Below are 19,994 nucleotides of genomic sequence, written 5' to 3'. Positions count from 1 at the left end.
GGTTCAGCGCTCCTGGGATTGAGGCGCAGCAGCGCCGGGTTCGGCTTCGGACGCCGCGGTGGATGTCTGCGGCGGCTGCCCTTCGGACGCAGGCGCGGGCGCCGGCACGGCCTCGGTTTCCGCCTGGGCCGTCTCGGCCCGCGCGCGCTCGAGCACCGCCGCCAGCGTGCCGTCGAGGATGCGCGGCGCCAGGATGTCGTAGTCGAGCAGCAGGTCCAGCAGCGGGCCTTCGGCAATGTCGTCGCCGCGGCGCACGATGAAGCCATGGTTTTCCAGCCGCTTGAGGTTGCCGTCCAGCCGGGTCTTCTTGCCGAGCTGGTTGCCGAAATCGGCCAGCAAGGCCTTGTACGAAATGGTCGGGCTGACGCTGGCCGCACGCGGCATGGGCCGCGCCTCGCCGAACATCTCGCCCTGCGCCTCCTCGTCCTCGCGCGCCGCCTGGCGCTCGCGCTTGGGCAGCACGATCAGTGCCCAGAGCACCACCAGCAGCGAGACGCCATCGCGCGGCAGATCGAAGTTGCTGTGGCTGCCAAGGCCGGTTTCGCCGAACACGGCGTGCTCGGTGCCTCGCAGCAATGCGGTGGTGACATGGTCGGCATGGATGTTGTCGACCAGCCGCAGGCCAATCTGGGCCAGGCGCGCCTCCACGCCCTGCCACAGCTCGGCATCGACCAGGGCGCGCTTGACGCGCGGGTGCTGGCGCGGCAGCCAGCGCCGCGCCAGCAGCTCGGCCACCAGCAGGGCGGCTTCATCGGGTGCATTCATGGTGTGTGTTCCGGATTCGATTCTGGGGTGAGGCCGGCCGCGCCGGGGTGGCGCAGGCGGCCCTCGCTCATGGCAGCCACCGCGAAGTGGTCCACCGGCACGATCTCGGCACGGAGCTCGGCCTGCCAGCCCGAGCGGGCCAACTCGCCGGTACGGCCCTTGAGGGTCTGGGCCTGCCGGTCGCCCAGCAGCGGCAGCAACTGCATGCGGTAGGCCGCCTGGGCGAAGCGGCCACCCAGCACCGCCTCGGCCAGCGGGTGATCCGGCGGCTGGTCCGATGGCTGGTGTGCGGCGGACGGGTCTTGCGCATCGCGGCCGGGCACGGCCTGCCACTGCTGCAGCAGGCCGATCAGCTCGTGCAACTCCTGCGGCAGGCTGGGCACATCCAGTGCGCCATCCGCGGCGGTTGCCGGCGGCGGCAGGCCGGCGCTGCGCGCCGGATCGGGGCGGTCGCGCTCGAATTCGGCCTCCGCCACATCCAGCATGTCGTGCGGGCTGATGAAGACAGGCCGGACGCTGCCCGCCAGCGCGCCATTGAGCAGGCGGTGCAGCGCCGTCTGCGTCCCCAACCAGGCACGCACATCGGAGCTGGTCACGCCGGTGCTGCCCAGCGTGACGCGCTGACGATCGAGCTGCTGCATGGCGCGCGTGAACTGGCTGGCCATGGCCAGCAGCCGCGCCTGCGCATGGCCCAGCGCACGCGCCTCGCGTTCCAGGCGGGCATCGTCGCCATCGGCGCGGATCAGCGCCGTCAGTGCCTGCCCGGCGCGGTCGACCAGCGCCAACGCGCGCTCGAAGCGCGGCTGCACCTCGCGCAGCCGTGCCTCCGAGCCGCTGGCAATGGCCTCGGCGAACTCATCGTGCAGGCGTGCCAGCTGGGCATGCAGATGCTGCAACTGGCTGGCGTCGGCCAGGCCCAGCGCCTGCGCGCCGGCCACCTGCGCCAGGATCGCGCCGAGTTCGTCGTCCTCGCCGGAGACATGGCTCAGCGGCACCAGCAGCCCATGCACCTGCCGGGCCACGGCTGAGAGCGTGTAGTCCTGCAGGGTCACGTCCCAGACCAGCAGCCCGGCATCGCGCAGGCGCTTGAGCACATGCTCGAGCGCCTGCGGCTGCAGGGCGTGGAAAAGCTGGTTCAGGTCGTCGCGGCCAATGCGGCCCTTGGGCAGGCCGGCCAGTGCCAGAAAGCACCACAGCCGCAACTGCGCCCAATGGCGTGGCCCGGAGAACAGACCGCGCAATGCATCGAGCAGTTCCAGCCGCTGGCCCAGCACCCAGGCCAGGTGCGACTCGGCCGCCAGTTCCGGGCTGCGGAAATGGGACTCGAAGCTGCCTCCCTCCTCGTTGCGGGCCTCCTGGTCCCCGGCATCATCGTCTTCGTGATCGCGTGTTGATTCCATCGCGCCGATTATGCCCAGTCTCGGAGCCGGTTCCGGCGGCCCTGGCGGCAGGCTGCCGGTCTATGCCGTCGGCCGCGGCAGCCGCCATTGCGGCGGTCTGCACCGGAGGCTCAGGAGGCGTGCAGGAGGCCCCAAAAAATGCAGTGCGCAAGACACTCGTCGCAGCCCAGAGTGCCGGTCCGGGCAAGGCGGGCACCGCCACCCGGTGCGTTATCGACCTCCTGCCCTTCGGGGTGTCCGGGTGCGCTGCGGTGTGACACACAAACCCTCGCCGGGGCAACGTGGCCCTCGAACAGATCGTGAACAGGTTCTGAGAGCCCCGCCTCGGGCCGCCTGCGACCGCTACAGGAAATCGCCGTCCACGTAGAGCCACTGCCCCGCTTCGAGGACGAAACGGCTGCGCTCATGCATGCGCACGGCGCGGCCCTGCTGGCGGTAGCGGGCCACGAATTCGACCTCGGCATGCGTCGCATCGATGACCTGGTGGCGGCGCACTTCCAGGCCCAGCCAGCGCACCGGCTCGCCCAAATCAAGGTTCGCCGGACGCGTATCCGGGTGCCAGGTGCGCAGCAGGTAATCACCCAGCTCCAGCACATAGGCGGTGTAACGCGAGCGCATCAGCTTCTGGGCATCGGGCGCCACCGGTACAGCCCGTATAGCTTGTGCCGCCGGCAGCAGAAACCGGCCACAGCAAGCGCCGAACGCCAACGCATGCGGCTTCCTGCCACTGCTCTGCTGGCCACAGGGACAAGGGGCTTCCGGCGCAGGCATGGCGGCGAGGCGGGCTCCGGGTGCCTCATTCATGGGTGCTCACCCATGTTCAGCCGCGCTTGAGCTGGCGCAGCGCCGCCTCGACATCGGCCTGCTGCTGCGGGCGCACCAGTTCGGCCACCACCTGTCCGTCCCGCAGGAAGAACAGGGAAGGCCAGAGCTTGACGCCAAATTCCCGGCCCAGCCGCCGCCCCTTGCCATCCTCGATGCGAATGTGCCGGACCCCGGGGGTGCCGCGCAGCGCGGCATCCACGACGGGCCGTGCGGCATTGCAGATGCTGCACCAGTTGGCGCCGAAATCGAGCACCACGGCACCGGGCAGCTGTTCTGCCTCGGCGCGGCGCATGGTCTCTGGCTGGTAGTCATGGTCGGACATGTCGAGTTCCTTTTTCCTTCAAGCGGAGCCGGCGCCATCGCTGATCACTGATCACAGCTCTGGCGATGCGGATCAGGCGCCTCCGTACAAGCGCCGCAGGCCGGGCAGATGCACTGCCGCGCCGGTGCGCCGGGTGCACGCAGTTGCCTCGCACGCGCGAGCGCCACAGGCGCAATGTGCGCCTGCATGCACCAGCACTGCGCGGGCGCCAGACCGGCGGCCACGGCGCACTGGTTGGGCTGGCCGCACAGCGGGCACTGGCCGGCCCCGCTCGCCGTCATGCCGGCGCGCCCCAGTAGTAGCGCACCACATGGAAGAAGATGGGTGCGGCAAAGCAGATGGAGTCGAGCCGGTCGAGCATGCCGCCATGGCCCTCGATCATCGAACCCCAGTCCTTGACGCCACGGTCGCGCTTGATGGCCGACATGACCAGCCCGCCGGCAAAGCCCAGGAAGGTCACCAGCAGCGCCAGCAGCAACGCATGCCAGGGCGAGAACGGCGTGATCCAGTACAGCGCCGCACCCAGCAGCGCGGCCAGCGCGACCCCGCCGACGAAGCCTTCGACGGTCTTCGAGGGCGAGAGCGCCGGGGCGATCTTGTGCCGCCCCAGCAACTTGCCGCACACGTACTGCAACACATCCGAGCTTTGCACCACCAGCACCAGCCAGGCGATCAGTAGCAGGTTGCGGCCCTCGTAGCCGGGAATGTTCAGCAGCATCAGCGAAGGCACGGCCGAGATGCAATAGACGGCGATCATCACGCCCCACTGCACGGTGGAGGTGCGCTCCAGAAAGCGCGTGGTGTCGCCGCCCAGCGCCGCGAAGATCGGCAGCAGCAGAAAGCCATAGACCGGAATCAGGATGGACAGCAGGCCGTACCAGTCGATCGCGATCAGCCAGTACTGCAGCGGCAGCGCCACGTAGAAGGCGATCAGCAGCGCGAAATAGTCGCCCCGGCGCGTGGGGGCCAGCGTGATGAATTCGCGCAGCGCATAGAAGGAGATGCCCAGGAACAGCAGGATCACCGCCGTGCGTCCCAGCGCAAAGGCCAGCCCCAGTACCGCGATCATGACCCACCAGGCCTTGATGCGCGCGTTGAGGTTGTCGATCACCGCGTGTGGCGCGAAGTCCGCGCGCATCTTCAGCACAAAGCCCACCACCGAGGCCAGCACCAGCAGGCCCAGGATGATGGACGACAGAATCAGCGTATCGTGGGCCATCAGTGCGCCTCCTTGCCGGCCAGATCCAGCAGCGCCTGACGCGCACGCGCCAGAAAGGCGTCCTTGCCCTCCTGCGGCTGCACCTGCAGCGGTTCGCCAAAACTCACCGTGCACAACAGCGGCAGCGGCACCAGCCGGCCCTTGGGCATGACGCGGTTGAGGTTGCCCAACCACACCGGCACCAGCTCGACGCCCGGGAACGCCTGCGCCAGGTGGTAGATGCCGCTCTTGAACGGCAGCAGCCCTTCGTCCATGTTGCGCGTGCCTTCCGGGAAAATGATCAGCGAGTCGCCCGCGGCCAGCGCTTCCTTGAGCGGCTCCAGCGCATCATGCCGCGGCGCCTGCCCATCGGCGGCGGCACCGGCATTGGAATCGGTGGCAAGCGGCGTGGCCTTGGCACCGCCCCGCTCGACCAGCACGCCATGGAACACCTGGTCGATGATGTAGCGGCGCAGCCACCCCTGGCTCCAGTAGTCGGCACCGGCCACCGGCCGGGTGCGCCGGCGCAGCTGCGCCGGCAGCGAAGCCCACAGCAGCACGAAATCACTGTGGCTGGAATGGTTGGCAAAGTAGATGCGCTGCGCGGGCACCGGCGCGCAGCCTAGCCACAGGCTGCGCGCACCGGTCAGCGCCCGCGCCAGCCCGGTAATGGCACTGGCGCAAAGCTGGGCGGAAAGACTCATATCGTCGGGACTGCTCGAAGGCCATGAAACCGGCATTTTGGCATGCCGCCCGCCGGTGCGCGGCACTGGCACCACGGGTGACAGACACCTGTGCAACAAGCTCCGGCGCTGACCGCGATGCCGTCAGCCGCTCTGCAGCAGCCCCGACGGCACAGCGCTACACTGGCGGCCGCGCCTCGCCATGCCAGCCACTGCTCCCCCGCCCTCTTCCACCGTCGCCACCATAGCGCCGCACACGCCGGATTTCACCAAGGCGGTGCTGGCGCTGTTCTGCGCCGGTTTCGCGACTTTCTCGATGCTGTATTGCGTGCAGCCCCTGCTGCCACTGCTGGCGCGGCACTTCGGCATCTCGGCGGCCGCCAGCAGCCTGGCGCTGTCGCTGAGCACGCTGAGCCTGGCCCTGGCGCTGCTGCCGGCCGGCGCGCTGGCCGAGACCGTCAACCGCAAACACATGATGAGCGCCGCGCTGGCGCTGGCCTGCGGCGCCGCGCTGCTGTGCGCCATGGTCGATTCCTGGCCCTTGCTGCTGGCGCTGCGCGTGCTGTTGGGGCTGGTGCTGGCAGGCCTGCCGGCGCTGGCCATGGCCTATGTCAGCGAGGAGTTCGAGAAAGGCTCGGTGGCCTCGGCCATGGGCCTCTACATCGGCGGCACGGTGCTCGGCGGCCTGCTCGGGCGCACGCTCTCGGCCCTGCTCGCCGACCTGGGCGGCTGGCCCGCGGCGCTGGGCGGCATCGGCCTGCTGGCGGTGCTGGCACTGCTGCTGTTCGCCTGGCTGCTGCCACCTTCGCGCCTCTCCAATGCGCGGCAGGCACAGGCGCGGCAGGCGCGTGCTCCACAGGCCCCGCCACTGGGGGATACGCTGCTGGGCAACTTCGGCCGGCACCTGCGCAACCGGGCCCTGCGGCGGCTTTTCATGCAGGGCTTCCTGCTGATGGGCTGCTTCGTGGCCATGTTCAACTACGTGGGCTTTCACCTGGAGGCACCGCCCTTCTCGCTGCCCGCCAGCGCCTCCGGCCTGCTGTTTCTCACCTACGCGGGCGGCATCCTCAGTGCCGGCTGGGCCGGCCGCCTCAGCCGGAGGCTGGGCAGCCGGCGGGCGCTGTGCGGCGCAATCGCGGCGATGCTGCTGGGCGTGCTGCTGTGCGCCATCGACTGGCTGCCGTTGCTGGTGCTGGGCGTGACGCTGTTCACCATGGCCTTCTTCGCCGCCCACTCGATGGTCAGCAGCCTGGTGGGCGCGCGCGCCGAAGGCGCCAAGGCACAGGCCTCGGCGCTCTACCTGTGCTTCTATTACCTCGGTTCGAGCGCCGTCGGCTATGCCGCCGGCTACCTGTGGCAGCACGGCGGCTGGCTGGCGCTGCTGGCCCTGCTGGGCGCCCTGCTGACGGCAGCGGGCATGGTGGCGCGGCGTATTTGAATGCGGCTCGTCAAGGCCGCGTAAAATAGCCCGCTTTTCCATCGCTGGTTCCCTCACCCAGTCTTCAAAAAGGATTCACATGACTGCCCTTCAAGCCCCGCCGCAACGGGTGCCGTTCTACCTTGCCCTGCTGGTGGCGTTCCACATCGCCGTCATCATCGCCAGCAACTATCTGGTGCAGCTGCCGATCAATCTGTTCGGTTTCCACAGCACCTGGGGCGCCTTCAGTTTTCCGTTCATCTTCCTGGCCACCGATCTGACGGTGCGGCTGATCGGCAAGACCGAGGCGCGCCGCGTGATCGCCCGCACCATGCTGCCGGCGCTGCTTGCGTCCTACATCGTCTCGGTGCTGTTCCAGGAGGGCCGCTTCAACGGCTTCGCCTCGCTGGCCGAGTTCAACCTGTTCGTGTTCCGCATCGCCTTCGCCAGCTTTGCCGCCTATGTGCTGGGGCAGCTGCTGGACATCCAGGTGTTCGACCGCATCCGCCGCAGCGCCGTGCCCTGGTGGGTGGCGCCGGCTGCTTCCTCGGTGTTCGGCCAGGCGCTGGATACCGCGGCGTTTTTCTCGATCGCCTTCTGGCACAGCAGCGATCCGTTCATGGCGGCCCACTGGGTCGAGATCGCCATCGTCGACTACGTCATCAAGCTGGCCGTCAGCCTGCTGTTCTTCGTGCCCGCCTACGGCGTGGTGCTGGCGGCGATCCTGCGCGCGGCCCGCCAGCGCACGCTGGCAGCGCCGGTGGCATGACGATGCGCATGGACGCGCTGCAGCCGCGGCGTGCGCTGGTGCTGCTCTCGGGCGGGCAGGATTCAGCAACCTGCCTGGCCTGGGCGCTGGCGCGCTACGCGCATGTCGAGACCATCGGTTTCGACTATGGTCAGCGCCACCGTGTCGAGCTCGACTGCCGCACCCGGCTGCGCGAGGGCATGGCAGCGCTGCAGCCCAGCTGGACCGAGCGCCTGGGCGAGGATCACCTGCTCACGGTGGATGTGCTCGGCCAGCTCGGTGGCACCGCCATGACGGAGAACGTGGCGATTGCCATGCAGGCCGACGGCCTGCCCAACACCTTCGTGCCCGGCCGCAACCTGCTGTTCTTCACGCTGGCGGCGGCACTGGCCTACCGGCGCGATCTGGAGGTGCTGGTCGGCGGCATGTCGCAAACCGATTATTCCGGCTACCCGGACTGCCGCGACAACACCCTCAAGGCCCTGCAGGTGGCGCTGAGCCTGGGCGTGGAACGCCCGCTGACACTGGAGACGCCGCTGATGTGGCTGGACAAGGCCCGGACCTGGGAACTGGCCTGGCAGCTGGGCGGCACGGCGCTGGTGGAACTGGTGCGCACCGACAGCCACACCTGCTACCTCGGCCTGCGCGGGCCGGGCCACCTGCACGCCTGGGGCCATGGCTGCGGCAGTTGCCCGGCCTGCGAACTGCGGGCCCAGGGCCATGCGCGCTGGCTGGCAGCGCAAGCAGCCCACCAGGGCATGCCGCAGGCCTGACCATCAGTAACCATCATTCAGCAAGACAAAGGGCCGCTCAGAAAGCGGCCCTTTGCTCGTTGGCTCGTTGGCTCGTTGGCTCGTTGGCTCGTTGGCTCGTTGGCTCGTTGTTCACGTCACCGCATCCAGATGCGATGCATCTGGAGCGATGGCGGCAAGGCATCACAGCCCCGTTTCGGCCTTCGTGGCGTCCTCGTGCAGGGATTCGTTGAGTTCGTCGACGATGAGCGCCCAGGGGGCGTCGGCCTTGAGCTGTTCAGTGATGAACTGGCGCTGCGCCTCGTCCCAATAAGGCGCATCGCCGATGGTGACATCTGCCGGCAACTGGTGCGTCTTGATGAAGGCGGCAATGGCTTGCGGACTGGCGTCCAGGCCGAGCTGGAGGAACAGGTTGGTCATGCGGGGTTGTGCTTCGTTCATGGCGGGCTCCTTGCAGAATTCGGTTGGGACTGGCCGCGACTGCCCCGTCGGGCATGGGCGCGGTTCAACGGCCCATTATGCCGTGGCCTCCGCCGCCAACGCCGCCTCCAGCGTGGCGAAGCGGAACGCGAAACCGGCCTCGCCAAGGCGTGTCGGCAACACCCGCTGCCCATCCAGCAACAGGGTGGCCAGCTCACCCAGGCCCAGGCGCAGCAGCGCCGCCGGCACCGGCAGCAGCGCGGGCCGGGCGCACGCCGCCGCATAGGCGCGGGTGAACTGCGCATTGGTCACAGGCACCGGCGCGGTCAGGTTGACCGGGCCGGTCAGCGCCTGCGCGGCATCGCCCTCGGCACCGTCGAGGTGCGCGTGCAGCAGCCAGAGGACGGCTGCCACCCAGTCCTGCAGCGCAATCCAGCTCAGGTATTGCCGGCCGTCGCCCAGGCGCCCTCCCAGGCCCATGCGAAACGGCAGCGCCAGCCGTGCCAGCATGCCGCCCGAAGGGTGCAGCACCACGCCCGTGCGCAGCAGCGCCACCGGCACGCCGTGCTGCTGCGCGCACAAGGCGGCCTCTTCCCATTGCGCGCACAGGCGGTGTGCGAACTCGTCGTGAAAGCCGCTGCGTTCATCGAGCAGCACATCGCCCTGGTTGCCATACCAGCCGGTGGCCGAGCCGCTGAGCAGCACGCGTGGCTTGCGGTGTGTAGTGGCCAGCCAGTCGAGCAGCGCCTGTGTCGGCACGAGCCGGCTTTGCAGCAGCCTTTGCTTGCGCGCGGCGCTCCAGCGGCGGTCGGCAATCGGCGCTCCCGCCAGGTTGATGAGCGCATCCCATTCATCGTCCGGGCGCAATTGGTCGTAGCCGCGCACCGCGATGCCCGCTGGAACCTTGCCGCACGCGGCTTCGGGGGCATGCGAGAGCCAGCACACCCGGGCGCCGGCGGCGAGCAGCCGCGCGCTCAGCGCCTGCCCGAGAAAACCACTGCCACCCGTCAATGCCACACGCATCACATTCCCCCTGCCACCAGCGGCGGCGCAACCCACGCAAAGATCGTGAACAGGTTCTCAGTGCCGGCGGGCGGCAAACCACACCCCGCAAGCCACCAGCGCACAGACCATGATGGCCAGCACCATCGGATAGGCCGTGCCATTCTGCGTTGCGGCCACCGTGCTGCTGACGATGAAGGCCAGGCTGAACTGCATCAGCCCGATCAGGCCCGAACCGCTGCCGCCATGCCGGCCCGTGGCCCCCATGGCCACTGCCGCGCCATTGGCACCGATGAAACCCAGCGTGAGGATGAACAGCCACAGCGCCGGCACGAAAACCATCAGCGGCGCCGCGGTGCCGACCACCGCCAGCAGCACCAGTCCCAGCGCGCCATGCGCGGCCAGCGCCATGCCCATGATGCGCTCGACCGGCCAACGCAGCAGGCAGCGCCGGTTGATCAGGTTCGCCAGGATGATGCCAAAGGCATTGAAGGCGAACAGCGCGCTGTATTGCTGCGGCGTCAGGCCATGGAGCTGGATGAACACGAACTCGGAGCCGGTGATGTAGGCAAACATGCTGGCCATGGCCAGCCCGGCCGCCAGCGCCGGCACCACGAAGGCCGCCTGGCCAAGCAGGCTGCGGTAGGCCTCGAAGGTGCTGGCAAAGCCCAGCGGCTGGCGACGCGCGGGCGGCAGGCTCTCGGGCACGCACCACAGCGCCAGCGCCACGCACAGCAGGCCATAGCCGAACATGAACCAGAAGATGCTCTGCCAGCCCAGGTGCACCATCAGCCAGCCGCCCGCCAGCGGTGCGATGATGGGCGCGAGCATCATCACCATCATCATCAGGGACAGCACCCGTGCCGTCTCGGTCCTGTCGAACAGGTCGCTGATGATGGCGCGCACGATCAGCATGCCTGCCGCGCCACCGAGGGCCTGCAGCAGGCGCAGCGCGATGAACATCTCCACGCTGCTGGCCCAGGCACAGGCGAGCGCAGCCAGCGTGTAGATGACGGTGCCTGCCAGCAACGGCGGCTTGCGGCCGAATCGGTCGCTCAGCGGTCCGTAGATGACCTGGCCAATCGCCAGGCCCAGGAAGAACACCGACACCGTGGCCTGCATGCGGCCCGGCGTGGTCTGGAATGCGCCCTCCATCAGGCTCATGCCGGGCAGGTACATGTCGGTGGCGAAGGGGGCGAAGGCCGTCAGAATGGCCAGCACGGTCACCAGCACGCCAAAGGGCACTGGCCGTCGAAGAATGGGCATGGGCAAGGAATCCGGAAAAAACGAGGAAAATCCATGAGCGACGATGCGCTGCCGGAGGACAAGAAAGCAGGCTCAGGGGCGGCCGTGCTCAGCGCCAGCCCAGGCCGGGCGCCACGTGCGTGAGGATGGCCTCGATGAGGTGGGCGTTGTAGTCCACGCCCAGCTGGTTGGGAATGGTCAGCAGCAGCGTATCCGCCTCGCGGATCGCTTCGTCGCCTGCCAGCTGCTTGATCAGCACGTCGGGCTCGGCCGCGTAGCTGCGCCCGAAGATGGCGCGCGTGCTGGCATCGATGTAGCCGATCTGGTCGTTCTGCTCACCGCCGCCGCCAAAATACAGCCGGTCGCGCTCGTCGACGATGGCGAAGATGCTGCGGCTGACCGAGACGCGCGGCTCGCGCGCATGGCCGGCCTCCTTCCAGGCCTGGCGGTAGGCGCGGATCTGCTCGGCCTGCTGCACATGGAAAGGCTGGCCGTTCTCGTCGTCCTTGAGCGTCGAGCTCTGCAGGTTCATGCCGAGCTGGGCCGCCCAAACCGCCGTGGCATTGGATCCCGCCCCCCACCAGATACGCTCGCGCAGGCCCTCGGAATGCGGCTCGATGCGCAGCAGCCCCGGCGGGTTGGGAAACATCGGCGTCGGGTTCGGCTCGGCAAAGCCTTCGCCGCGCAGGATGTCCAGAAACACCTGCGCATGGCGCCGGCCCATGTCGGCGTCCGTCTCGCCCTCGGCCGGCTGGTAGCCGAAATGCCGCCAGCCATCGATCACCTGCTCGGGCGAGCCGCGGCTGATGCCCAGTTGCAGGCGCCCGCCGGCAATGAGGTCGGCCGCGCCGGCATCCTCGGCCATGTAGAGTGGGTTCTCGTAGCGCATGTCGATGACGGCGGTGCCGATCTCGATGCGGCTGGTCTTCGCGCCCACCGCCGCCAGCAGCGGAAACGGCGAAGCCAGCTGGCACGCATAGTGGTGCACCCGAAAGTACGCGCCATCCGCGCCCAGCTGCTCGGCGGCCACGGCCAAGTCGATGGATTGCCTCAGCGCATCCGAAGCCGAACGCACCTGCGATTGGGAAGAAGGTGTCCAGTGCCCGAAAGAGAGAAAGCCGATTTTTTTCATCTGATCACCACCAGAAGTGGGTTAACGAGAACACGCCTTCACCGCGCAGAAACCACCCATTGGCCTCATTCAGGAAAGGCGTCCTGCAACTCGTCGCGCGACATGGAGTGCCAACGTTCAACCATGGGGTTGTCGCAACCCAGTGCACGGGATCTCTTCATGTGCTCCATGACTCGCAGCGCCGATTCGAGAGATTCCCCCGCGTTTTTCATGGTTGCCAACGCCAGCAAGTAATAGCCCTCGCCACGAAAATCTTGATAGGACATCCGTGCCACCTGCATCAAGGTGTCGGCATACCCACAGCCCGGAGCCCGAAACGCCAGTGGATAGTACTGCACGTACGGGTCTGCAACGGCCTGCAGTTGCACCTCCATCCGCGTCAAGAGCGCGGCAGTCGCCTCATCAGTCATACCGCTGCCGGGACCGGAGAAATAGCTTGTGCATCTGCGCAGGTACAGAACGCTGGCAGCCAGCAGCCCCTGCGCGGAGGCATCGGAGAGCCGTTGGCATTGGCCGGACCCAGGGACGCCCATCGGCACATCCCAATAAAAGGTCCAATAGACGGCGACGGGATGCCCCAAGGCCTCAGCTTGTGCCAGTTGCCCACGCAAGCGCTTCATCAGCATCGGCAATTCGGCGATGGCGCTAGCACGATCAGCCTGGCGGCCCACTTCGTTCTCTTGGATCAACGTGGCAATCGACTGCATGTCCTGCAAGGCCGCAGCAAGATGCCGGTCGGCCTCTGATGCATAAACCAAGCCAGCCAGCATGGCAGCACCAGCCACCAGAATCTTCTTCACGTCAAGCGCCATGCTTCATGCCTGTCCTTGAAAAGTCGAACCGGTATTCAACCAACCCACTTGCGCGCATTGCGCCAGATCCGCATCCACGGGCTCTTGGCGGCGATGCCTCCGGTGGCGGCCAGGTCCGTCCAGCTCATCTGCGCGTTGCGGAACACGCGCTCGGGGTGCGGCATCATGGCGGTGAAGCGGCCGTCGGCGGTGGTCACCGCAGTGAGGCCGCCGGGGCTGCCGTTGGGGTTGAGCGGGTATTGCTCGGTGGCCTGGCCGTGATGGTCGACATAACGCATGGCCGCCAGCACCTGCGCGGCATCGCCCTGGCGGCTGAAATTGGCAAAGCCCTCGCCATGCGCCACGGCGATCGGCAGGCGGCTGCCGGCCATGCCCTGCAGGAAGAGGCTCGGCGAGTCGAGCACCTCGACCAGGCTCAGGCGCGCCTCGAAGCGCTCGCTGCGATTGGTGGTGAAGCGCGGCCAGTGCCCGGCACCGGGGATGATGGCGGCCAGCTCGGCAAACATCTGGCAGCCATTGCACACGCCCAGGCCGAAGGTGTCGGGGCGGGCGAAGAACTGCCCGAACGCGTCCGAGAGGCGCGGGTTGAAGGTGATGGAGCGCGCCCAGCCGACGCCGGCGCCCAGCGTGTCGCCATAGCTGAAGCCGCCGCAGGCGACGATGCCCTTGAAGTCCTCCAGCCGCTCGCGGCCGGCCTGCAGGTCGCTCATGTGCACGTCCACCGCGTCGAAGCCGGCTTCGCTGAAGGCATAGGCCATCTCGACGTGGGAGTTGACACCCTGCTCGCGCAGGATGGCGACCTTGGGCCGCGCCTTGCCGATGTAGGGCGCGGCGATGTCCTCCGCCGGATCGAAGCGCAGGGCCAGATGCAGGCCCGGGTCGTCGGGTCGGCCGGCGGCGGCATGCTCCTGGTCGGCGCAGGCCGGGTTGTCGCGCTCGCGGGCGATCTTCCAGCTCACGCTGTCCCAGACCTGGAACAGGTCGAACAGGGTGGCGCTGAAGACGTTCCTGGTGTCGCGCCAGACCTGCAGCTGGCCCTTGCCGTCGTCGAGCGGTGCCTGCGGCGGGCGGGTCTTGCCGATGAAGTGGCTGTGCCTGGAGAGGCCATGCGCGCGCAGCGTCTGCATGACCTCATTGCGCTCGGCCGTGCGCACCTGCAGCACCACGCCCAGTTCCTCGTTGAACAAGGCTTCGAGCGTCAGCTCCTCGCGGCGCGCGCCGATCTGCTGTGCCCAGTTCTTGGCGTCGCCATACTCGGCGCGGCTGTCGCTGATGCCGTCCCCTTCGGTGATGAGGATGTCGAGGTTGAGCGCCACGCCGACGTGACCGGCAAAGGCCATTTCGGCCACCGTGGCCAGCAGGCCACCATCGCTGCGGTCGTGGTAGGCGAGGATGCGGCCCTGCGCGCGCAGCGCATTGACGGCATCGACGAGGCGGATGAGATCCTGCGGATCGTCCAGGTCGGGCGTCTCGCCGCCAGGCTGGCCGAGCACCTGCGCCAGCAGGCTGCCGCCCATGCGGCGGCGGCCCTTGCCCAGGTCGATGAGGATCAACGTGGTATCGGCCTCGCTGGCATCGAGCTGCGGCGTGAGCGTGCCGCGCACGTCCGCCAGGGTGCAGAAGGCGCTGGCGATCAGCGTGACCGGCGAGGTGACCTTGCGCGCCTCGCCTTCATGCTGCCAGACGCTGCGCATCGAGAGGCTGTCCTTGCCCACCGGAATGGAAACGCCCAGCGCGGGGCACAGCTCCATGCCCACGGCCTGCACGGTGCGGTAGAGGTCGGCGTCCTCGCCAGGCTCACCGCAGGCGGCCATCCAGTTGGCCGAGAGCTTGACACGGCCGAGTTCGATGGGCGCGGCCAGCAGGTTGGTGATGGCCTCGGCAATCGCCAGCCGCCCCGAAGCCGGTGCGTTGATGGCGGCCACAGGGCTGCGCTCGCCCATGCTCATGGCCTCGCCGGCCAGGCCCTGGTAGTCGGCCAGCGTCACGGCCACGTCGGCCACCGGCACCTGCCAGGGACCGACCATCTGGTCGCGGTGCGTGAGGCCGCCGACGGCCCGGTCGCCGATGGTGATCAGAAAGCGCTTGCTGGCCACCGTGGGGTGGCTGAGCACGTCGATGACGGCCTTTTGCAGATCCACTCCCGTCACGTCCAGCGGCGGAACCTCGCGTGCGATGCTTTGCACGTCGCGGTGCATCTTGGGCGGCTTGCCCAGCAACACGTCCATGGGCATGTCGACGGGTTGCGGCGCCTGCGGGTTCTCGGCATCGACCAGTTCGAGCTGGCGCGCCTCGGTGGCCACGCCGATCACCGCGAACGGACAGCGCTCGCGCCCGGCCAGTTCGGTGAAGGCCTCCAGCGATTCAGGCGCAATCGCCAGCACGTAGCGTTCCTGGCTCTCGTTGCTCCAGATTTCCTTGGGCGAGAGGCCCGACTCCTCCAGCGGCACCTTGCGCAGGTCGAAGCGCGCGCCGCGGCCGGCGTCGTTGGTCAGCTCCGGAAAGGCATTGGAGAGGCCGCCTGCGCCCACGTCGTGGATCGCCAGGATGGGATTGGCCGCGCCCTGCTGCCAGCACTGGTTGATGACCTCCTGCGCCCGGCGTTCGATCTCGGGGTTGCCGCGCTGCACGGAGTCGAAGTCCAAATCCGCCGCGTTGGTGCCGGTGGCCAGCGAACTGGCCGCGCCGCCGCCCATGCCGATGCGCATGCCCGGTCCGCCGAGCTGGATCAGCAGCGTGCCGGCGGGGAACTCGATCTTCTTCGTCTGGTCGGCCGCGATCTGGCCAAGGCCGCCGGCGATCATGACGGGCTTGTGGAAACCGCGCTGCACGCCGGCGATGTCCTGCTCGTACTCGCGGAAATAGCCGGTCAGGTTCGGGCGGCCGAATTCGTTGTTGAAGGCGGCGCCGCCAAGCGGGCCCTCGATCATGATCTGCAGCGGGCTGGCGATGTGGCCGGGCTTGCCACCGGGCTGGTCCGAGAGCCCGCCCCACAGCCGCGAGACCGTGAAGCCCGTCATGCCGGCCTTCGGCTTGGAGCCGCGGCCGGTGGCGCCTTCGTCGCGGATCTCGCCGCCCGCGCCGGTGGAGGCGCCGGGAAACGGCGAGATGGCGGTCGGGTGGTTGTGCGTCTCGACCTTCATCAGGATGTGGTGCAACGCCCCTTCGCGCGTGTAGTGGCGCGGGTTCCCCTCGGCACTGGCGCTGGCTGCAAAGCGCTCGATGCGATGGCCTTCCATCACCGAGGCATTGTCCGAATACGCCACCACGGTGTGCTCGGGGTGCAGCTGGTGGGTGTTGCGGATCATCGCGAACAGGCTCCTAGCCTGCGGCTCGCCGTCGATGGTGAAGGCGGCATTGAAGATCTTGTGGCGACAGTGCTCGCTGTTGGCCTGCGCGAACATCATCAGCTCCACATCCGTTGGATTGCGTCCGAGCTGCGTGAACGCCGTGACGAGGTAATCGATCTCGTCATCGGCCAGCGCCAGGCCCCAGGCGCGGTTGCTGGCCTCGAGCGCCGCGCGCCCGCCGCCCAGCACGTCCACCGTCTCGATGGGCGCGGCCGGCAGGGTCTCAAAGAGCGCCGGCACCGCCTCGCGGCCCGGCAGCACCGACTCGGTCATGCGGTCGTGCAGCAAGGCTGCCAGCTGCTGCCACTGCGCATCGGACAGCGACTCGGCCTTGCCCAGCAGGCCTTTTTTCAGCTGGATGCGGTATTCGACGGCGCGTTCGATGCGCTTGACGGCCAGGCCGCAATTGTGCGCGATGTCGGTCGCCTTGGACGCCCAGGGACTCAGCGTGCCGACGCGCGGCGTGACCAGCACGGTGGCCACTGCGGCGCCTTCGACGAACGGCTCGCCATATTCCAGCAGGCGCGCCAGCTGCCCGGTCAGCTCCGCATCGGGCGCGGCCTCGGTGGCCACCAGATGCAGGTAGCGCGCAGCGATGGCCTCGATCTTCGGGTGGATGGCCTGCAGCAGCGGCAGGAGTTTCTGGGCGCGGAAGTCGCTCAGGGCGTTGCCGCCCTCGAACTGGGAGATGAACAAAGACACGGGGCTGCCTTGTGGAGATGACGGGCGGTGCGGAAGCAAGAGGGCTGCCAGCCGGCAGGCGGCCACAGGCTCTGCCGATGGAAGTGCGCCATTTTAAGGCAACGATGACAAGTCTGGCTCCCGCAGCGAGCGGGAACGCCCGTGCCTGCCGCAGCCACAGGCGCGGCTGCGCGAGCAGCCCGCCTCAGGACCTCGTCAAGCGGCCAGCTCGGCCAGGCTGGCGCGGATCCTGGCGGCAATCACCTCGAGCGCGGCGGGATCGGCCATGCGTGCGGCATCGGCATGGTTGCGGCGCGGCGCGCCAGGCACATGGGGCACGATGTGGAAATGGCAGTGCGGCACGGTCTGGCCGACATCGGCGCCGTTGAACTGCGCCACCCGCACTCCGGAGGCGCCCATGGCATGCTTGACGGCGATGGTCAGGCGCCGGGTCGTGGCGATGGCGGCCTGAGCGCCGGCCTCGGAGAGCGCCAGCAGATCTTCGGCAGGCTCCTTCGGGATCACCAGCACGTGGCCATCGGCCTCCGGCATGATGTCCATGAAGGCCAGCGTGTCGGCGTCCTCGTAGATGCGCACCGCGGGCGCCTCGCCACGCAGGATCTTGGCAAAGATGTTGTTCGGGTCGTAGCTCATGGCGGAAAATTCCTTCAACGGTCAACGCGCACCATTGTGCCTGCATCTGCGTGCGCGACTGACCGGCGCAGTGACTGGCGCGGCCGGCCAGTCGCACGCCACGGCGGGGTTTTGGCGGGGCTGCCTTTTGTTGGGATAATGCCCCGTTCCACTGCCTTCGGCGCTGCCTGCCCGCAGCCTCTGCCATGTCCCAACACAAAGTCCTGTTCGGCTTCCACGCCGTCACCGTCCGCCTCAAGACCGCGCCGGCCTCCATCGTCGAGGTGCTGTTCGACGGCACACGGCGCGACGCGCGCATGAAGCAGTTCCTCGAGCGTGCCCGCGAGGCTGGTGCACGCCTGATCGAGGCCGACTCGCTGCGCATCGCCAAGCTGGCCGGCAGCCACGGCCACCAGGGCGTGGCCGCGCGCGTGACCGAGGTGCCGCTGGCGCACTCGCTCGACGACCTGCTCGACGGCCTGAACGTGCCGCCGCTGCTGCTGGTGCTCGACGGCGTGACCGATCCGCACAACCTCGGTGCCTGCCTGCGCGTGGCCGATGGTGCCGGCGCACACGCCGTCATCGCCCCCAAGGACCATGCCGCCGGCCTCAACGCCACGGTGGCCAAGGTGGCCAGCGGCGCGGCCGAGACGGTGCCCTACTTCATGGTCACCAACCTGGCGCGCACGCTGGGCGAGCTCAAGGAGCGCAGCATCTGGATCGTCGGCACCAGCGACGATGCGCCCAGGACGCTCTACCAGCAGGACTTCACCGGCCCCACCGCGCTGGTGCTCGGTGCCGAAGGCCCCGGCATGCGGCAGTTGACGCGCAAGACCTGCGATGAACTGGTCAGCATCCCGATGCAGGGCGCCGTCGAGAGTCTCAACGTCTCGGTTGCCAGCGGCGTGTGCCTGTACGAGGCGCTGCGCCAGCGCAGCAGCGCCGGCTGAGATACCGCCGCAAGACACCGACAGTGGCCATGCTGCGCTGGCGTCTTCTTCTGGGTCCGTTGGCGGCGTGTGGCCTGTGGCTGCACGCGTCGGCCGATGACCTGCAGGAGCCAGGGCCCACGCTGCTGGAGCCCGGGCTGTACCGGATCGAGCCGCAGGGCCATTTGCAGCCCGATGCCAGCCTGCCCCTCCCCCGCGGCGAGAACGAGATCTGGGCAGAGGAATTCGCCCATGCCGTCCCCGCGCAGGCGCAGGTTCGCTACGCCATCGTCTCGCGCAGCACCGATGATCCGCTCGGCCCTGGCTTCGGGCCACTCAACAAGCTGCTGTTCCTCACGGACGAGGCATACCGGTACGATGTCAACAGCGCCAACCGGCTTTGCCCCGCCTATGCGTTCCCGGGCTGGAACTACCATTCCAGCGCCCAGCCTTTCTGCCGCACCGGCATTGGCAGTGACGAAGCCATCCTGGCATGGCAGGCCGCGGCCTTCAGCCTTTCCTGGGCGCCACAAAAAGAGCAGACCGAGGTCCGGCTGCGCCCGGCCACCGTCCCGCCCGAGCAGGCTGCCACCGCCGCTTGCCGCCGTGACTGGCAATGCCGCCGCGCCGCCGAGCCACAGGTCGAGGTCCATTACCGCATCACGCACCGCACCGACCATTTTCAGCTGGAACGGGCACGCCCTTACCGGGATGTGCTGTATGTCGACTCCGCCACGCCCCTCCATGCGCGGCCACGGCCGGATGCCGCGCAGACCGGCATGCCAGGGCCGGCGTTCTACGCCGTGCTGGCCCGCGACGACCAGTGGTACGAGGTGGATGCCTGGCGCCCGGACGGCAGCCACGGGCATGGCTGGCTCAACCGCGATGTGCTGGAGGGCAATGCGTGGGTACCCCAGCAGGCACAGACCGGGCGGTTCCGCTTCCGCGCCGGTTTTCCGCCCGCCGCGACGGAAGGCGACGACGCCCCCTATGACGAGGGCGTGGCACTGTGGGCCATCGAGGTCATCGACCGCCCAAGCGGCCGGCGCCACCAGGTGCTGCGTGACTTCGGCTCGGACCGCGGCTATGGCACGGACCCGCAAAGCCAGGCGCATGCCGTGCAACTGGTGGATGCCAATTTCGATGGTCAGCCGGACCTGATCGTCAATGGCTACTCCGGCGGCGCCGGCCCCAACAGCACCGACAACGTGTTCCTGTATGTGCCTGAGCAGGGCCGCTTCGTCTGGGACGAACGCCTCTCCGGGATGACGCAGCTGGAGATCGACCCGGCCACGCAAACCATCTCAACCCATGCGCGCGGCGGTTGCTGCAGCCATGCCAGCGAAACCTACCGCTACATCGATGGCCAGCTGACGCTGGTCCGGAGTTGGGATGAAAGTCTGGTCGGCGACGAAGTCGTCACCACCACCGGCGAGTTCGTCAACGGCGTGTTCGAAGTCCGCGAAGTCCGTGAGGCCGCGCCCGAACCGGTGCCGGAACCGGCGCCCGAGCCAAAGCCAAAGCCAAAGCCAGCTCCAGGGCCATGACGGGTGCGGGCCCGCCCCCGCGCAGGCGCCGCCCGGCACAACCGGCCGCACCGGGACGAAAAATGGCACACTCGTGCCCATGGTCCCGGCAGGCACCGTCCCGCCAGTGCGCAAACATTCACCATTCCGGTGT

The 19,994-nt window shown here is 68.4% G+C and carries 19 protein-coding genes; 5 read left to right on the top strand and 14 right to left on the bottom strand.

What is annotated here, in order from left to right; all coding sequences use genetic code 11:
* Positions 1-3: 3 nt before the first annotated feature.
* The 7 genes from EV687_RS13200 to EV687_RS13170 form a co-directional block, all read right to left on the bottom strand.
* Positions 4-765 carry a hypothetical protein gene (locus EV687_RS13200; protein WP_122227787.1) on the bottom strand — a complete coding sequence of 254 codons (762 nt, stop codon included), beginning with the start codon at positions 763-765 and terminating at the stop codon, positions 4-6.
* Positions 762-2,165, bottom strand: a complete 1,404-nt coding sequence (locus tag EV687_RS13195) for a hypothetical protein (protein ID WP_122227790.1) — start codon at positions 2,163-2,165, stop codon at positions 762-764. Before EV687_RS13195 ends, EV687_RS13200 begins: the two co-directional genes overlap by 4 nt.
* 342 nt (positions 2,166-2,507) lie before the next feature.
* Positions 2,508-2,783: a YchJ family protein gene (locus EV687_RS19420; protein WP_423201088.1), complete on the bottom strand. Its 276-nt coding sequence runs from the start codon at positions 2,781-2,783 to the stop codon at positions 2,508-2,510.
* A 202-nt stretch (positions 2,784-2,985) separates the two neighbouring features.
* Entirely contained in the window at positions 2,986-3,312 is a 327-nt protein-coding gene (locus EV687_RS13185) for a thioredoxin family protein (protein WP_122227796.1), read from the bottom strand.
* Positions 3,313-3,356: 44 nt separating this feature from the next.
* Positions 3,357-3,593, bottom strand: a complete 237-nt coding sequence (locus EV687_RS13180; RefSeq protein ID WP_122227800.1) for a cysteine-rich CWC family protein — start codon at positions 3,591-3,593, stop codon at positions 3,357-3,359.
* Positions 3,590-4,531, bottom strand: a complete 942-nt coding sequence (locus EV687_RS13175; RefSeq protein WP_122227803.1) for a phosphatidate cytidylyltransferase — start codon at positions 4,529-4,531, stop codon at positions 3,590-3,592. The genes EV687_RS13180 and EV687_RS13175 overlap by 4 nt, the downstream gene beginning before the upstream one ends.
* Entirely contained in the window at positions 4,531-5,214 is a 684-nt protein-coding gene (locus EV687_RS13170) for a lysophospholipid acyltransferase family protein (protein WP_122227806.1), read from the bottom strand. The genes EV687_RS13175 and EV687_RS13170 overlap by 1 nt, the downstream gene beginning before the upstream one ends.
* A 181-nt stretch (positions 5,215-5,395) precedes the next feature.
* On the opposite strand from EV687_RS13170, the gene EV687_RS13165 reads away from it, so the two are divergent.
* From EV687_RS13165 to queC, 3 genes are all read left to right on the top strand, one after another.
* Positions 5,396-6,631: an MFS transporter gene (locus EV687_RS13165; RefSeq protein WP_122227809.1), complete on the top strand. Its 1,236-nt coding sequence runs from the start codon at positions 5,396-5,398 to the stop codon at positions 6,629-6,631.
* 79 nt (positions 6,632-6,710) lie between these two features.
* Positions 6,711-7,379, top strand: coding sequence for a 7-cyano-7-deazaguanine/7-aminomethyl-7-deazaguanine transporter (locus tag EV687_RS13160; RefSeq protein WP_122227812.1), 669 nt, complete (start codon positions 6,711-6,713; stop codon positions 7,377-7,379).
* A gap of 8 nt (positions 7,380-7,387) precedes the next feature.
* A complete protein-coding gene (queC, locus tag EV687_RS13155; protein WP_207226465.1) occupies positions 7,388-8,131 on the top strand; it encodes a 7-cyano-7-deazaguanine synthase QueC in 744 nt (247 codons plus the stop codon).
* A gap of 162 nt (positions 8,132-8,293) precedes the next feature.
* Here the strand turns inward: queC and EV687_RS13150 are convergent, their stop codons facing one another.
* The 7 genes from EV687_RS13150 to EV687_RS13120 form a co-directional block, all read right to left on the bottom strand.
* Complete coding sequence (locus EV687_RS13150; protein WP_122227818.1) at positions 8,294-8,551, bottom strand: DUF2789 domain-containing protein; 258 nt, start codon at positions 8,549-8,551, stop codon at positions 8,294-8,296.
* Between the two features lie 75 nt (positions 8,552-8,626).
* Complete coding sequence (locus EV687_RS13145; RefSeq protein WP_122227821.1) at positions 8,627-9,553, bottom strand: TIGR01777 family oxidoreductase; 927 nt, start codon at positions 9,551-9,553, stop codon at positions 8,627-8,629.
* A 57-nt stretch (positions 9,554-9,610) separates the two neighbouring features.
* The gene (locus EV687_RS13140; RefSeq protein ID WP_122227824.1) at positions 9,611-10,798 is read right to left on the bottom strand and encodes a Bcr/CflA family multidrug efflux MFS transporter; all 1,188 of its coding nucleotides are present in this window, start codon (positions 10,796-10,798) and stop codon (positions 9,611-9,613) included.
* An 88-nt stretch (positions 10,799-10,886) separates the two neighbouring features.
* A complete protein-coding gene (locus EV687_RS13135; protein ID WP_122227827.1) occupies positions 10,887-11,909 on the bottom strand; it encodes an LLM class flavin-dependent oxidoreductase in 1,023 nt (340 codons plus the stop codon).
* 65 nt (positions 11,910-11,974) lie between these two features.
* A complete protein-coding gene (locus EV687_RS13130) occupies positions 11,975-12,721 on the bottom strand; it encodes a hypothetical protein (RefSeq protein WP_122227830.1) in 747 nt (248 codons plus the stop codon).
* A gap of 35 nt (positions 12,722-12,756) precedes the next feature.
* Complete coding sequence (purL, locus tag EV687_RS13125; RefSeq protein ID WP_122227833.1) at positions 12,757-16,773, bottom strand: phosphoribosylformylglycinamidine synthase; 4,017 nt, start codon at positions 16,771-16,773, stop codon at positions 12,757-12,759.
* A gap of 195 nt (positions 16,774-16,968) precedes the next feature.
* Positions 16,969-17,406 (bottom strand): HIT family protein, encoded by a 438-nt coding sequence (locus EV687_RS13120; RefSeq protein ID WP_122227836.1) that lies wholly within the window; start codon positions 17,404-17,406, stop codon positions 16,969-16,971.
* Between the two features lie 185 nt (positions 17,407-17,591).
* On the opposite strand from EV687_RS13120, the gene rlmB reads away from it, so the two are divergent.
* A complete protein-coding gene (gene rlmB, locus EV687_RS13115; protein WP_122227839.1) occupies positions 17,592-18,335 on the top strand; it encodes a 23S rRNA (guanosine(2251)-2'-O)-methyltransferase RlmB in 744 nt (247 codons plus the stop codon).
* A gap of 29 nt (positions 18,336-18,364) precedes the next feature.
* Positions 18,365-19,861 (top strand): XAC2610-related protein, encoded by a 1,497-nt coding sequence (locus tag EV687_RS13110; RefSeq protein ID WP_130466514.1) that lies wholly within the window; start codon positions 18,365-18,367, stop codon positions 19,859-19,861.
* Positions 19,862-19,994: the final 133 nt, after the last annotated feature.

This window comes from Corticibacter populi, from assembly GCF_004217315.1.
Taxonomy (GTDB): domain Bacteria; phylum Pseudomonadota; class Gammaproteobacteria; order Burkholderiales; family Burkholderiaceae_C; genus Lampropedia; species Lampropedia populi.
This window is presented reverse-complemented; position numbering and strand designations above follow the sequence as displayed.

Bases quoted from the DNA above. Each gene is read 5' to 3' on its own strand.
- EV687_RS13200 (WP_122227787.1), bottom strand. From the start codon at position 765: ATGAATGCACCCGATGAAGCCGCCCTGCTGGTGGCCGAGCTGCTGGCG.
- EV687_RS13195 (WP_122227790.1), bottom strand. From the start codon at position 2,165: ATGGAATCAACACGCGATCACGAAGACGATGATGCCGGGGACCAGGAG.
- EV687_RS19420 (WP_423201088.1), bottom strand. From the start codon at position 2,783: ATGCGCTCGCGTTACACCGCCTATGTGCTGGAGCTGGGTGATTACCTG.
- EV687_RS13185 (WP_122227796.1), bottom strand. From the start codon at position 3,312: ATGTCCGACCATGACTACCAGCCAGAGACCATGCGCCGCGCCGAGGCA.
- EV687_RS13180 (WP_122227800.1), bottom strand. From the start codon at position 3,593: ATGACGGCGAGCGGGGCCGGCCAGTGCCCGCTGTGCGGCCAGCCCAAC.
- EV687_RS13175 (WP_122227803.1), bottom strand. From the start codon at position 4,531: ATGGCCCACGATACGCTGATTCTGTCGTCCATCATCCTGGGCCTGCTG.
- EV687_RS13170 (WP_122227806.1), bottom strand. From the start codon at position 5,214: ATGAGTCTTTCCGCCCAGCTTTGCGCCAGTGCCATTACCGGGCTGGCG.
- EV687_RS13165 (WP_122227809.1), top strand. From the start codon at position 5,396: ATGCCAGCCACTGCTCCCCCGCCCTCTTCCACCGTCGCCACCATAGCG.
- EV687_RS13160 (WP_122227812.1), top strand. From the start codon at position 6,711: ATGACTGCCCTTCAAGCCCCGCCGCAACGGGTGCCGTTCTACCTTGCC.
- queC (WP_207226465.1), top strand. From the start codon at position 7,388: ATGGACGCGCTGCAGCCGCGGCGTGCGCTGGTGCTGCTCTCGGGCGGG.
- EV687_RS13150 (WP_122227818.1), bottom strand. From the start codon at position 8,551: ATGAACGAAGCACAACCCCGCATGACCAACCTGTTCCTCCAGCTCGGC.
- EV687_RS13145 (WP_122227821.1), bottom strand. From the start codon at position 9,553: ATGCGTGTGGCATTGACGGGTGGCAGTGGTTTTCTCGGGCAGGCGCTG.
- EV687_RS13140 (WP_122227824.1), bottom strand. From the start codon at position 10,798: ATGCCCATTCTTCGACGGCCAGTGCCCTTTGGCGTGCTGGTGACCGTG.
- EV687_RS13135 (WP_122227827.1), bottom strand. From the start codon at position 11,909: ATGAAAAAAATCGGCTTTCTCTCTTTCGGGCACTGGACACCTTCTTCC.
- EV687_RS13130 (WP_122227830.1), bottom strand. From the start codon at position 12,721: ATGGCGCTTGACGTGAAGAAGATTCTGGTGGCTGGTGCTGCCATGCTG.
- EV687_RS13120 (WP_122227836.1), bottom strand. From the start codon at position 17,406: ATGAGCTACGACCCGAACAACATCTTTGCCAAGATCCTGCGTGGCGAG.
- rlmB (WP_122227839.1), top strand. From the start codon at position 17,592: ATGTCCCAACACAAAGTCCTGTTCGGCTTCCACGCCGTCACCGTCCGC.
- EV687_RS13110 (WP_130466514.1), top strand. From the start codon at position 18,365: ATGCTGCGCTGGCGTCTTCTTCTGGGTCCGTTGGCGGCGTGTGGCCTG.